This window comes from Phenylobacterium sp. (assembly GCF_025351295.1).
Taxonomy (GTDB): Bacteria; Pseudomonadota; Alphaproteobacteria; order Caulobacterales; family Caulobacteraceae; genus Phenylobacterium.
This window is the reverse complement of record NZ_JANXWD010000087.1, coordinates 61729-74787: the sequence shown is the minus strand read 5'-3', so window position 1 is coordinate 74787 and position 13059 is coordinate 61729. Positions and strand designations below refer to the sequence as shown.

The window sequence follows — 13059 nt, the reverse complement described above, 5'->3', positions numbered from 1 at the left end:
GCCTTCGCGGCCGCCGGCGCAAGGGCGTGCATAGGGATATGCAGGGCCGTCAGACCCGCATGGCGCGGTTTTGGATACCTCTGCCTAACCACGAAACTTAAGCCTGAAGTGACGGCTGATGTTTACGGTCATTCTCGAGATGATCGCACCGAACGCCAGCACGCTCAGGGCCGTCAGCCTGCCCCGGCCCCTCTATGTGGGCGCCGCCACCGTCATGGGGGCCGCGGTGCTGGCCCTGTCGCTCAGCTCGCTCGCCGACGCCTTCCTGGTGCGCCTGCTGCTGTTCTACGCCGGCACGGCGGCGGCCTATGGCCTGATGCCGTTCGTCCGCCGCGGCGACGTTCCCCTGGTGGCGGCCTGGGTGGTGCTGATCAGCGAACTCGCCCCCTGCATCACCGGCCAGCTGATCTCGCCGATCAAGGTGACGGCCGACATCCTGGGCGTGGCGATGGCCACCGCGCCGATCTTCATCGCCCGCCTGCGCCAGGTGCTGCAGGGCGACATCCGCCCCGCCGGCCGCCGCGCCACCGAGCGCCTCTAGCTGCGCGTGAACACCGGATCGCGGCGCTCGCGGAAGGCGGCGACCGCGGCCTTGTGATCGTTGGACTTTCGCAGCACCCGCAGCTCCTGGCCCAGCATCGCATTGGCGTCCTCCGGCGACAGATCGGGCGCGCGGTTGGCGGTGCGTTTGGAGGCCTCCACCGACAGCGGCGCGCGGCTGGCGATCCGTTCGGCCAGGACGATGGCCGCCGCCAGCAGCGCGTGCGGCGCATGCAGGCCCGTGACCAGGCCGTAGTGCTCGGCCATGGCCGCGTCGTGCGGCGAGCCGGTCAGCAGCATGGCCTTGGCGCGGCTCACCCCGATCAGCCGCGGCAGCCGGTAGGTCGAGGCCATCAGCCCGACGTTGACGCCGGCGCAGACGAACTTCGCCTCGGTCGAGGCGATGCGGATGTCGCAGCACAGCGCCAGCTCGAAGCCGCCGCCGACGCACCAGCCGTTGACCGCGGCCACCACCGGGACCCGCGTGGCCTCCAGCCGGTCCAGCAGCCGGCCGAACCCGGCCAGGTCCTCGCCCTGCGGCCCGGCGTTCTTGAGGTCGTCGCCGGCGCAGAACGACCGCCCCCGTCCCGTGACGATCAGGCAGCGCAGGTCGTCGTTCAGCTCCACCTGGTCCAGCGCCGCCATGAAGATCTCGCGCATCCGGACCCCCAGCGGGTTCATGGGCGGGTTGTCGATTTCCAGCAGCATGACCGCCGGGCCGATCGTCTCGACGTGGACCGTACCGCTCACCCCATCGCTCACTGGGCGACCTCCTTGCGCTGTGTGGCCGCGACGCCGGCGGCGACCAGGCCCTCGATCTCGGTGGCGGAGTATCCGGCCTCGGCCAGCACCTCGCGGGTGTGTTCACCGACCTCGCCCGGGCCGCGGACGAGCTCGACGGGCGTATCGTGCAGCTTGATCGGCGTCTTGACGAACCGCCGTCCGCCCGCCTCGCCCAGCAGGCCGCGCGCCTTGATCTGGGGATCGTCCCAGGCCTGGGCGATGGTGTTCAATGGTCCGGCCGGCACGCCCACCGCCTCGAACCGCGGCAGCCACTCAGCCGTCGTGTCGCGCGCCAGCACCGCCTCGATCCGCGCCTGCAGCGCGTCGCGGTTGTTCATGCGAGCGCCGGGCGAGTTGAAGTCGGCGTCCTCGCAGAGATCCGGATCGCCCAGCGCCTCGCAGAACCGTTTCCACAGTCGCTGGCTGTTGACGCCCACCACGATATGGCCGTCCGCCGTCTTCAGCGGCTCGTAGGGCGCGGCCAGCCGATGGCGCGCGCCATTGCGCTCCGCCACCTCGCCGGTCGACAGGAACATGCCGGTCTCCCAGATCGTGTAGGCCAGGGCGGACTCCAGCAGCGAGGTCTCGACGTGCTGGCCCTTGCCGGTGGCGTGCCGGCTCTGCAGGGCCGCCAGCACGCCCACCGCGCCGAACACCCCGGCGTTGAGGTCGGAGATCGGCACCGCCGTCGAGCAGGGCTTGTCGCTCCCCGCCTCGCCGACGAAGCTCATGATCCCGCTCATCGCCTGGGTGACCAGGTCGAAGCCGCCGCGCTCGCGATAGGGCCCGTCCAGGCCGAACCCCGACACCGAGCAATAGACCAGCCGCGGATTGATCGCCGCCAGCCGCGCATAGCCCAGGCCCATGCGGTCCATCGACCCCGGCCGGTAGTTCTCCACGAAGACGTCCGCCGTCAGCGCCAGCTTGCGCACCACGTCCGCGCCGCGCTCGGTGCTGAGGTCAAGCGCCACCGTGCGCTTGTTGCGATTGACGTAGTCGAAGGCGCGGAACCCGCCGCCCGCGCCCCGCATGCCCCGCGTGGATTCCCCCGCCGGCGGCTCGATCTTGACGACGTCGGCGCCCAGGTCGGCCAGCACCATCGAGCAATAGGCGCCGGCGATGACGTGGGTGCAGTCCAGCACCTTGAGGCCGGCGAGGGCGCCCGCCATCAGAAGTTGGCTCGCCGCGAAATCGCCCCGTCGACCACCATGTTGATGCCGGTGGTGAAGGCCGAGCGCGGGCTGGCCAGGAACACGGTCGCGGCCGCGATCTCTTCCGGCGTCGCCATGCGGCCGGTCGGGTTGCGCTTGATCATCTGCTCGAAGAAGGCCGGCATGCCCGCCTTCACATTGCCCCAGGCCCCACCCTCGAAAAACACCGTGCCGGGCGAGACGACGTTGCAGCGCAACTTCTTCGGCGCGTTCTCGCGGGCCACGCCCTTCGCAAAGTGGATCAGGGCGGCCTTCATGGCCCCGTAGGAGTTGGGGTTGTCGGTCTCCGCCGCCGAGATCGACGAGGTGATCAGGAAGCAGGCGTCGCCCTTCGCCTGACCCGCCTGCTCCAGGAATGGGCGCGCCGCCTCGAAGGTGCGCACGGCGCCCATCATGTCGATATCGAACATCGCCTTCCAGGCGTCCTCGGCGTTGCCCTGCACCAGGGCGCTGGCGTTGGAGACCACGATGTCGATCCCGCCTAGGGTCTCACCCGCCTCGACGATGAAGGCCTTCAGCGCCGGCCCGTCGGCGATGTCCACCACGGCGCCGAACGCCTTGACGCCCTTGGCCTCCAGCGCCTTGACCGTCTCGGCCACCTGCTCGGGGTTGCGCGCGCAGATCGCCACATGGGCGCCCTCGTCGGCGAAGCACTCGGCGATGGCCCGCCCGATCCCGCGCGTCGCGCCGGTGATCACCGCGGTCTTGCCCGTGAGCTGCAGGTCCATCGTCCGTGTCTCCCAATCTCGTTGGGCGGGACCCTGCCCGAACTGTCAGCCCTCGAACAAGTGTTCGTATTGTTGGCGCAGCAGGTTCTTCTGCACCTTGCCCATGGCGTTGCGCGGCAGTTCGTCGACGAACACGATCCGCTTGGGCGCCTTGTAGGCCGCCAGCTGCCGGCGGGCCTCGGCGATCATGGCCGCCTCGTCGCCGGTCCCCATAACCACCGCCACCACGCCCTCGCCGAAGTCCTTGTGGGGGCAGCCGATCACCGCGCTCTCGGCGACGCCCGGCAGCTCGTCGAGCACCAGCTCGACCTCTTTCGGATAGACGTTGTAGCCGCCGGAGATGATCAGGTCCTTGGCTCGCCCGGAGATCCACACCCGGCCGTCGGGATCGCGCCGCCCGACGTCGCCGGTGATGAAGAAACCGTCGCCGGTGAAGTCCTCGGTCGTCTTCTCCGGCATCTGCCAGTAGCCCGAGAACACGCTCGGGCCCCGGATCTCAATGACACCCGTCTGGTCCGGCCCGCCGATGCGAAGCTCGACGCCGGGCAGCGGATAGCCCACCGAGCCGGCCAGCCGACCGCCCGCCAGCGGGTTGGTGGTGATGATCACCGCCTCGCTCATCCCATAGCGCTCCAGGATGCGCTGGCCGGTGCGCTCTTCGAACTCCACGAAGGTCGAGGGCAGCAGGGGCGCGGAGCCGCAGACGAACAGGCGCACGCCCTGCGCCCTGGCCCGCGTGAACCCCGGATTGGCCACCAGGCGGGTGTAGAAGGTCGGCACCCCCATCATCACCGTCGCGCGGTCCAGCCCCGCCAGCACCTCGGCGTCGGCGAACTTCGGCAGCCAGACCATCGCACAGCCGCTCAACAGGGCGCAGTGCAGGGCCACGAACAGGCCATGGACGTGGAAGATCGGCAGGGCGTGCAGCAGCACGTCGTCGGGCGTGAAGCCCCACGCCTCGTGCAGGGCGAGCGCATTGGCCGCCAGCGCGCCATGGCTCAGCATGGCCCCTTTGGAGCGGCCGGTGGTGCCCGAGGTGTAGATCAGGCAGGCCAAGTCACCGGCCCCGCGTGCAACGGTCGTCTCCATCGGCGCCGCGTCAACCGCCTCGCTCACCCAGGCCGGCGGGTCCGTGACGAACACCTTAGGTTCGGCGTCGCCCAGGAAGTAGTCGACCTCGCTCGCCGTGTAGGCCGGGTTCAGCGGCAGGAAGACCGCGCCGGCCTTCAGGACCCCCAGGTAGACCATGATCGCCGCGGCCGACTTCTCCGCCTGCAGCGCCACCCGGTCGCCGGGCGCGACACCCTCGGCGACCAGCCGGCCCGCGACATGGGCGGCGCCCCGCTCCAGTTCGCCGTAGCTGATCGCCGAGCCATCGCTCAGCAGGAAGCAGGCTTTCGAGCGATCCGCCGGAAACCGGCTCTCCAGGAGATCGTAGAGGTTCGCGCTCATTTCCCTCCCTTAATGGGGAGGGACAGGCCGCGCCAGCGGCCAGGGTGGGGCTGTGAGGGCCGAAACGCCGCCTCGCAAGGGGCCACTTAGCAAAATCGGCAGGCCGGCCCACACTTCCCCACCCGGCTCGCTTTCGCGAGCGGTCCCTCCCCATTAAGGGAGGGGAATGACGCCCGCCGACGCGCTCGCCCGCATCCGCCGCTACGATGGCCGCCTGAAGGCCTTCGTCCAGGTGTTCGACCCGCCGCTGGCTGGCGCGACGGCGGACGGGTCGACCGTCGCCATCAAGGACCTGATGGACATCGCCGGCGTTCCGACCGGCGGCGGCGCCCGGGCGCCGCTGGACCCGAACCCCGCCCGCCACGCCATCGTGGTGCAGCGCCTGCTGCAGGCCGGCTGGAGCGTGGTCGGCAAGACCCACACCGTCGAGCTCGCCTATGGCGGCTGGGGGACCAACCGCGCGGTCGGCGCGCCCTGGAACCCGTGGGACGCCCAGGTCCATCGCGCGCCGGGCGGCTCCTCCTCCGGGTCCGCCGTGGCGGTGGCGGCCGGGCTGTGCGACGCGGCGCTGGGCAGCGACACCGGCGGCTCGGTCCGCATCCCCGCCGCGGTCTGCGGCGTGGTCGGCCTCAAGCCCGGCCGCGGCCTGGTGAGCCTGATCGGCGTCCATCCCCTGGCGCCGGCCCTCGACACGGTGGGCGCCCTGGCCCGCGACGTGGCGACCGCCGCCCGAACCCTGGCGGTGATCTCCGGTCCGGACGGGGCTGCCGCCAGCCGCGGGACCTTCGACGCCGAGGCCGCCCTGGCCACCGACGTGCGCGGCCGCCGCCTGGCCGCCATCCCGCTGCACGGCCTGGGCGAGATCGATCCGGAGGTGGGCCGGCTCTATCTGGAGGCGCTGGAGCGGCTGCGCGGGGCCGGCCTGATCGTCGAAATGGTCCAGCCGCCCCAGGCGCTGGACCAGTCGTTCCTGCCCAACGGCCTGCTGATGGCCGGCGAAGGCTGGCGCATCTGGAAGGACCGCATCGCCCGCCATGGCGCGGTCATGGATCCCTGGATCGTCCGCCGGTTCGAGGCCGGACGCGAGGTCAGCGACCAACGCCTCGCCGAAGTCCACCGCGAGCGCGCCGCCGGCCAGGTCGAGTTCCACGACTGGCTCGCCGCCTACGACGGCCTGCTGTCGCCCACCTGCCCGATCGCTGCCCCGCCGCTGGACAGCATCGACGAGACCACCTCCCCGCTCAGCCGCCTGACGCGAGCCGCCAACTACCTAGACCTGCCGGGGATCAGCGTGCCCTGCGGCCTGACCGCCGAGGGCCTGCCCGCCGGCCTGCAGATCCTGGGTGGGCCGCGCGACGAGGCGGGCGTGGTCGCGCTGGGCGCGGCCTACGAGCGGGTCTCAGGCTGGAACGGCCGCGTGCCGGACCTGGTGGGGTTCGCCTAGCCCTGGCCGCGGGTCTCACCGCCGACCGCCTTGAGCGCGATCCAGGCCGCCAGCGCCCACACCGCGCCGAGGCACCATCCGGCCAGCACGTCGCTGGGCCAGTGGACGCCAAGGTAGACGCGGCTGAACCCCACGGCGGTGAGCATCAGCCCGGCCAGGCCATAAGCCAGCGCCTTGGTGCGCCGCCGGGTCTCCAGGCTCGCCACCAGCATGGCGAGGGTCAGATAGGTCGCCGCCGCCAGGGTCGAGTGCCCGCTCGGAAAGCTGGCCGAATAGACGTAGGCCCCGTGCGGCACCAGGTCCGGCCGTGGGCGGTTGTAGATCGCCTTGGTGGCCTCGCTCGACACCCAGGCCAGCAGAACGGCGCCCGCCATCACCAGGCCGTGGCGACGCTTCTTGTGGAACAGGAAGGTCAGCACCGCCACCACCGTCACCAGGGTGACCACCACCGTCCCGCCCAGGGCGGTGATGTCGCGCATGGCTTCCTCCACGCTGCGCGAGCCGATCGGGTTGCTGGGGTCGCCGGGCGTGCGCAGCAGCAGGAGCAGCCGCCGGTCGATGGTCGAGGTCTCGCCGTCGGCCATCTCGCCGCCGATGTTCAGGAAAGCCCACAGGGCGCCGGCCGCCAGGATCAGGCCGATCAGCACCTGCGCCTCGAACCGTCGCGCGAAACGCCAGACGCCGGCGAGCGGCTGAGCCTTGTCCATCATGCCGGAACGCTTGAGACCCGAAAGGTTCCGCACCAATCGCCGCTAAGCCCGGGCGTCCAAGTCGGCGCCTGCGCGGCGCAGGGTGTGTTCCACCGCGGCCTGGGCCGCGGCCTGGTTGGGGTTGGCGCCGTCGGCCACCGTCACCCCGTCCTCGTCGTAGACGCACCAACGCCAGCCGTCCTCGGCCTGGCTCAGGGAATAGGCGAACGATTTCACTTCACGCATGTCCGTCCTCCAGCCGTGGTGGGTGGAACTCGCAACACAGCAGGAAGTTTCGCGCTGCACAACGGTCTTCCCGCAAATGCGAAGGCGGCTCGCGCAATAGGCGATTCAGGGCAGGTCGAGCAGGTCTCTGCCCGCGTCGCGGACATTGGCGCAGCCGGTCAGGATCATCGCCACCGCCAGCTCTGACCGGAGCGTATCGAGCATCCTGGCCACCATCGGCTGGCCGCCCGCCCCCAGCGCCCAGGCCCAGGCGCGGCCGACGAAACAGGCCTTGGCCCCCAGCGCCAGGGCCTTCAGCACGTCCAGGCCCGAGCGCACGCCGCCGTCCATGTAGATTTCCAGGTCGCCGCCCACCGCGTCGGCGATGCGCGGCAAGGCCGCGATCGAGGAGCGCACCCCGTCCAGCTGGCGGCCGCCATGGTTGGACACCACCAGCCCCTGGGCGCCGGCCTTGACCGCGTCGCGCGCGTCTTCGGCGTCCAGCACGCCCTTGACCACGATCGGCCCGTCCCACTGCTCGCGCACCCAGTCGATGTCCTTCCAGGTCACCGAGCGGTCGAAATTCTTGGAGATCCAGGCGAGGAAGTCGGTCACCCGCCGCCCCTCCTTCACCGCGCCCTGGACCGTGCCCAGGGTGTGCGGCCGGCCGCGCATGAACAGGTCCCACGTCCAGCCGGGGTGGCCGATCCCGTCGCGAGCCTGGGTGAGCATCGCCTGCAGCGCGCTTCCGCCGGTGAAGCCGGAGCGGACGTCGCGATACCGCGAGCCCGGCAGCGGCAGGTCGACGGTGAACACCAGCACCGGGCAGGCCTGCGCCTTGGCCCGCGCCAGCAACTCGCGCATGTAGCCGCGGTCCTTCAGCATGTAGAGCTGAAACCAGGGCGGCGTCCCCGTCGCCGCCACCTCCTCGATGGAGCAGACGCCCACGGTGGAGAGGCAGAACGGCACGCCGGCGGCCGCCGCCGCGCGCGCCGCCTGGACCTCGCCGCGGCTGGCGTACATGCCCGCCATGCCGACCGGGGCCAGGCCCACGGGCATCTTGAGGGTCTGGCCCAGGGTCTGGACGCTCATGTCCAGCTTGCTCATGTCGCGCATGACCCGCTGGCGCAGCGCGATGGCCTCCAGGTCGGCGACGTTCCGCTTCAGCGTCACCTCGGCGTAGGAGCCGCCGTCGATATATTCGAAGAAGATGTTGGGCAGGCGCCGGCGCGCCAGTTCCCGATAGTCCGAAACCGAAGCCGCGCGCATGGTCAAGAGCCCTCCCCCGGCGCGGCGTTTGTGACGCCGACGGTCACGGGGCGCAAGCATCAGGCGGTGGCCGTCTCCGCCACGGCCGGCGGCGCAGGCGCCCGGTTCGGGGTGATCCACACTTGGTAGCCGCGGGCCAGCAGGCGGCCCTCGCCGTCATAGAGCGCCACGCCCGAGATTTTCTTCCGGCCGCTCGCCTCGATCGGCCAGGCCAGGACGACATGGTCCTGGCCGGCGCGGACCGGGGCCGTGACCTCGCCGGTCATCGTACCCAGCAGGCCGCCCGGCCGCCCTTCCGTCTCGATCCAGGCGAAGATGCCGGGGCAGTCCAGCGCCGCCCAGACGATTTCCGGGGCGATCACGCCGTCGGCGTCGGCGAAATCGGCGTGCGGGGTCCAGACGCAGGCGACTACACCCCTCTCAGCGCCCTCCAGCTGGCCGGGCAGGACCCGCAGGCCGTCCTCGCGCGTCACGCCGCAGGTGAAACACGGCGGGTGGACTTCCCGCTCGAAGGCCAGGCTGCGCGCCCCGGCGGCGCGGGCCGCTTCGAGGCTGGGCGCAGGCGGCGGCTCGGGCAGCGTCTGGGTCGCGGGTCCGGCCTGACCGATCAGCACGCCGCCCTCGCCCGTCAGGGTGATGACGCCGTCGCGGGTCTCGAGGTCGAGGTCGGTATCCAGCGGCGGCGGGGCGCGCAGCAAGGCCGTCACCGGACCCTCCAGGCCCCTGGCCAGCACACCGCACACATAGCCGCCGTTGCCGGAGTTCGGCGGGCCGCGAAATTGGCGGCCGATCACGATCTTGCTCAAAATCGACAGCCCACCCGAAAACGATCAGAACCCAATTCGGCGGCTTTCTCACGGTTGCGTTGCGGAATGAAAGGCAAAAACCGCGATCCCGCGTTGGACGCGGCGAAGCGGCGCGGTAAAGGCAGTAGCTAGACGCCGCGGCCAGCGGAATCGGCAGGACTTCTTCGACGGAGACAATGGTGAGCGACCGGATCGAACGACCCTGGGCCCTGATGCGCCACCACGCGGGCTGGGCCGACGTGTTCCACATCGACAGCGAGACCACCGATTCGATCACCGGCTTCTATCCGGACCGCGAGACCGTGGGCCCGCCGGTGAACTATTCCACCCGCGCCGTCCTCGCCCGCTACCCGACCATCGAGTCGGCCCGCAGCGCCCGCGAGGGCGCGGTGTCGGAGTGGCGCAAGCACGACGCCCTGGTGCGAGAGGCCGAGATCGCGCTGCACGCGGCCGAGAAGCTGCGCGAAGACGCCTGGCTGAACTCGCTGCGCGACGCCGCGACCCGCAGCTAGGCAGGCATCGGCGTCAGCGCTTCGGCGCGGCCTTCAGGGGAACGGTCCCGGAGGCCGGGGCGCCCTGGCGGCCGGCGCCGGCCAGCAGCGCGGCGCAGTTGGCGTCCTTCGCCAGCCCCGGATCAACGAATGGCAGGATCGCCGCCAGCGGATTCAGCGCGCCCAAGGCCAGGCCCAGACCACCCTGCGCCATGGCGGCGCCCGGCTCGACCCCCAGCTTCGGCGCGGTCAGCGGTCCGCTGGCGGTAATCGGCAGCAGCACCCGCAGCAGGCGGAACGTCTTGTTGTGGCCGCGCAGGTGGAAATCCATCCGCTCGGTATCCAGGTTGACGGTCCCCGAGCCGGTCACCAGCACCGGGCCGGTGTCGAACACGATGTTGTCCGCCCGCATCACCCCGCCCCGGGTCTCGAAGCTGGCCACTGCACAGTTGATCGGCGTGGTATCCTTCTTGTTCAGCAGGCCCAGGCCCTTGACGACGTTCGTGCCCAGCAGTTCGGCGAAGGCCTGGCGGATCTCGCCGCCCGGCTGCACCACCACCACCCGGCCGTCGGCGTGGGCCAGCGCCTTGTGCAGGCTGTCGCCCGCGCCCGACAGCTTGGCCCGCCCCACCAGGGCGCCGGTCAGCGGCGGCGCGCCGTCGAACCGCAACGGCAACAGCTGTTCGATCCGCGCGCCGGTCAGGCGCAGGTCGAGGTCGGTGACCGGGACGGCCTTGCGCGCGTCCAGGCCGATACGCCCCGCCACCCGACCGCGCGAGAGGTCCAGCGTCAGCGGTTCGATGTTCATCAGGCCGTCGTCCAGCTTCACATGCGCCGAGGCCGAGGCCAGCTTGATCGGCGCGTCGCGGATCGACAGCGCGCGATAGGTCACGTCGGCGTCGATGGCCCGGATGCGGCTGACGTCCAGCGTCGTGTCGGGCATCATCCGTTGCTGGGCGCTGAGCGCGGCGTGCGCCGCCCTCTGCTCCGGCGAGGCCGTCTCGCCCGGACCCACGCCCGGCGCGCCGCCGAACAGGGCGCCGAGGTCGTCGAAGTCCAGGCTGTTGGATCGCAGGTCGGCCTTCAGGAACGGCCGCTTGCCGCCCGCCTGCACCGAAAGATCGCCGCTCAGGTCGCTGTCGCCCACCCGGCCGCCGAGGTCGTCGATGCGGTAGGTGTGGCCGTCGCGAGTCAGCCGGCCATGCAGGTTGTAGGGCGGGGTATTGGGCAGGGCGATGCCGGTCAGGGGGAACAATCGGGCCATGTCCGGGCCCCGCACCGTGGCGGTCAGATAGTACTGGCCCAGGTCGAAGGGCTTGGGCACGGCGCCGTGGGCGCTGATGTAGGTGTCGCCCGCCCGGATGTCGGCGTCGAATGGATAGGGCCGGTCGCGCCGGACGTTGATCAGCGGCCCGCCGGTCACGTTCATCCGGAACGGCGCCCGGTTGACCGTGCCCGTCCCCACCAGGGCGAAGCCGCGATTCGCGGCGCCCACCGTCTCGCTGGCGTTGATCACCCCTTCGAGACGCAGCCTGCGGTGCGCATCCACGTACAGCAGATGGCCGTCGCGGATGACGAAGTCGTGGATCAGCGGCAGCTTCAGAGGCGCCGTCACCCGGCCGTCGGAGAAGTCCCAGTTGCGGCGGCCGCGGGCGTCGGCGAACAGCGCCAGGTTCGGGCGCTCGAAGCTGAGCAGGCGCAGGTCGACCTGGCCCCACAGCAGCGGGACCAGCCGGATCCTCACCGCGATCCGCTGGACGTTGGCCATTTCCTTGCCCCCCGCCCAGGCCGGATTGGCCATGTGGACGCCATCGACCGTGGCGCTGGGCTGCCAGGACCAGGGGTTGACGTTCAGCGGCCCGGCGATGGTCACCTCGCGATGGGTCCGCGCCGAGGCGATCCGCTCCAGCGGTCCGCGGAACCAGTTCCAGTCCCAGACGGCGAACAGGATGGCGATCGCCAGGGCAAGGATCGCCAGGACCCCGCCGGTCCAGGTCAGCGCCTTGCGGCTGGGGCGCGGGAAGCGGGGCGGCGTCGGGGGCTCCGGCGTCTGGACAGGTGGCTGGCTCACAAACAATCTCCGGGAGGCCTCTCAACGCATGGGCTCCCGGGTCGTTTCCCAGATTCCCGAAGGCTTTAGTGGTTGACGCCGCGCGCGGTGACCGCCGCCAGCGCCGTCGTCGCGATGATCCGCAGGTCCAGGCCGAACGACATCCGCTCCAGATATTCCCGGTCCAGCCGCACCTTGTCCGCGATCGGCAGTTCGTCGCGGCCATTGACCTGGGCCCAGCCGGTGACCCCCGGACGCAGGACCTCGACACCGGCCGCCGTACGCAGGGCGATCAGGTCGTCCTGGTTGAACAGCGCCGGGCGCGGCCCCACCAGGCTCATGTCGCCCACCAGCACGCTCCACAACTGCGGCAGCTCATCCAGGCTGAACCGGCGCAGCACCCGGCCCAGCGGGGTGATCCAGCGGCCGGGGTCGTCCAGCAGGTGGGTGGCCACGTCCGGCGTGTCGGTGCGCATAGTGCGGAACTTCGGCATCGGGAACACGCGGTTGCCCCGCCCGACTCGCCGCGACCAGTGGATCGCCGGGCCGGGGCTCTCCAGCCGCACCGCCAAGCCAAGCGCCAGCAGCACGGGCCAGCCCACCATGAGGCCCGCAAGCGCGACGGCGATGTCGAAGCCCCGCTTCAGCACCCGGCGTTGTTACCGCCGCGGGGGCCGCGGCGCCACGTCAGGCTTTCGGCTTGGACGCCTTCGTGGCGCGGGGCTTGGGCGCCGGCGCGACAGCCGCGGCCACGGGCGCAGGCTCTTCCGGGGCCCCGAAGTCGATGTCGGCCTTCGGCTCGACCCAGGCATAGGCGTCCGCGGTGGCTTCGGTCGGAGGTTCCGGCGCGAGCGCCGCCACGGCCGGTACGTCCTCGACGACGGGGGCGGGCTCCGAAGCGACGATGTCCTCGACGAGCAGCGGCTCCAGGACGGTTTCGGCAACGACCGGCTCGGGCGGCGCAACCTCAAGGACCTCGGCGACGGGCGCCACCAGGGTCAATGTGGGAGCCGCCGGCGGTTCCGGGGCGACCTCCATGAGGGGGGCGACAGGCTCGGGGGCGACAGGCTCCGGCGCGGCCGCCTCGACCGCCTCGACGAGGGCCAGGGGCGCTTCCACGACCGCGTCGAGCACCGGCTCGGCGGCGGGCTTGGCCATGGCCAGGACGGCCTCGAGGTTCACCGGCTTGGCCCAGCGGGTCATCCACCAGAAGGCGACCCCGCCGGCGGCGGCGACGCCAAAATAGGCCCAGAGCGGCGAGGCGGCGCCGACCAGATACTGCGGGAGGACCCGTGGCTTCGGCGGGGTTTCGATATACGCCATGATGAAGTTCCTGTGCGGCAGTGATTGTGCGCCGCAGCATAACACGCG

General features: G+C 71.2%; 14 protein-coding genes. 3 read left to right on the top strand and 11 right to left on the bottom strand.

Going from position 1 to position 13059, the window contains the following annotated elements; translation table 11 throughout:
- Positions 1–118 precede the first annotated feature (118 nt).
- A complete protein-coding gene (locus Q0R13_RS12365; RefSeq protein WP_293904296.1) occupies positions 119–541 on the top strand; it encodes a hypothetical protein in 423 nt (140 codons plus the stop codon).
- Here Q0R13_RS12365 and Q0R13_RS12360 read toward each other — a convergent pair.
- The 4 genes from Q0R13_RS12360 to Q0R13_RS12345 are packed head-to-tail and all read right to left on the bottom strand — an operon-like array spanning position 538 to position 4714.
- Positions 538–1302, bottom strand: a complete 765-nt coding sequence (locus Q0R13_RS12360; RefSeq protein ID WP_293904294.1) for an enoyl-CoA hydratase/isomerase family protein — start codon at positions 1300–1302, stop codon at positions 538–540. The two genes, Q0R13_RS12365 and Q0R13_RS12360, sit on opposite strands and share 4 nt — an antisense overlap.
- Positions 1299–2492, bottom strand: coding sequence for a CoA transferase (locus tag Q0R13_RS12355; protein ID WP_293904292.1), 1194 nt, complete (start codon positions 2490–2492; stop codon positions 1299–1301). Before Q0R13_RS12355 ends, Q0R13_RS12360 begins: the two co-directional genes overlap by 4 nt.
- Positions 2492–3262, bottom strand: coding sequence for an SDR family oxidoreductase (locus Q0R13_RS12350; protein ID WP_293904290.1), 771 nt, complete (start codon positions 3260–3262; stop codon positions 2492–2494). Before Q0R13_RS12350 ends, Q0R13_RS12355 begins: the two co-directional genes overlap by 1 nt.
- A gap of 45 nt (positions 3263–3307) precedes the next feature.
- Positions 3308–4714: an AMP-binding protein gene (locus tag Q0R13_RS12345; protein ID WP_293904288.1), complete on the bottom strand. Its 1407-nt coding sequence runs from the start codon at positions 4712–4714 to the stop codon at positions 3308–3310.
- A 166-nt stretch (positions 4715–4880) separates the two neighbouring features.
- Between Q0R13_RS12345 and Q0R13_RS12340 the strand changes: the two genes are divergently transcribed.
- A complete protein-coding gene (locus Q0R13_RS12340; RefSeq protein WP_293904286.1) occupies positions 4881–6158 on the top strand; it encodes an amidase in 1278 nt (425 codons plus the stop codon).
- On the opposite strand, the gene Q0R13_RS12335 is transcribed toward Q0R13_RS12340, so the two are convergent.
- The 4 genes from Q0R13_RS12335 to Q0R13_RS12320 form a co-directional block, all read right to left on the bottom strand.
- Positions 6155–6868, bottom strand: coding sequence for a phosphatase PAP2 family protein (locus Q0R13_RS12335; protein ID WP_293904284.1), 714 nt, complete (start codon positions 6866–6868; stop codon positions 6155–6157). The genes Q0R13_RS12340 and Q0R13_RS12335 overlap by 4 nt on opposite strands.
- Before the next feature lie 42 nt (positions 6869–6910).
- Positions 6911–7093, bottom strand: a complete 183-nt coding sequence (locus Q0R13_RS12330) for a hypothetical protein (protein WP_293904282.1) — start codon at positions 7091–7093, stop codon at positions 6911–6913.
- 105 nt (positions 7094–7198) lie between these two features.
- Entirely contained in the window at positions 7199–8341 is a 1143-nt protein-coding gene (locus Q0R13_RS12325) for an L-lactate dehydrogenase (RefSeq protein ID WP_293904280.1), read from the bottom strand.
- A 59-nt stretch (positions 8342–8400) separates the two neighbouring features.
- The gene (locus Q0R13_RS12320; RefSeq protein ID WP_293904278.1) at positions 8401–9147 is read right to left on the bottom strand and encodes a hypothetical protein; all 747 of its coding nucleotides are present in this window, start codon (positions 9145–9147) and stop codon (positions 8401–8403) included.
- Between the two features lie 179 nt (positions 9148–9326).
- On the opposite strand from Q0R13_RS12320, the gene Q0R13_RS12315 reads away from it, so the two are divergent.
- Entirely contained in the window at positions 9327–9659 is a 333-nt protein-coding gene (locus Q0R13_RS12315; RefSeq protein WP_293904277.1) for a hypothetical protein, read from the top strand.
- 13 nt (positions 9660–9672) lie between these two features.
- Here the strand turns inward: Q0R13_RS12315 and Q0R13_RS12310 are convergent, their stop codons facing one another.
- The 3 genes from Q0R13_RS12310 to Q0R13_RS12300 all read right to left on the bottom strand — a co-directional run bounded on the left by Q0R13_RS12310 (position 9673) and on the right by Q0R13_RS12300 (position 13011).
- Positions 9673–11709, bottom strand: a complete 2037-nt coding sequence (locus Q0R13_RS12310) for an AsmA family protein (protein WP_293904276.1) — start codon at positions 11707–11709, stop codon at positions 9673–9675.
- Positions 11710–11774: 65 nt separating this feature from the next.
- Positions 11775–12335: a sugar transferase gene (locus Q0R13_RS12305; RefSeq protein ID WP_293904357.1), complete on the bottom strand. Its 561-nt coding sequence runs from the start codon at positions 12333–12335 to the stop codon at positions 11775–11777.
- Between the two features lie 40 nt (positions 12336–12375).
- The gene (locus tag Q0R13_RS12300) at positions 12376–13011 is read right to left on the bottom strand and encodes a hypothetical protein (protein WP_293904275.1); all 636 of its coding nucleotides are present in this window, start codon (positions 13009–13011) and stop codon (positions 12376–12378) included.
- Positions 13012–13059 lie beyond the last annotated feature (48 nt).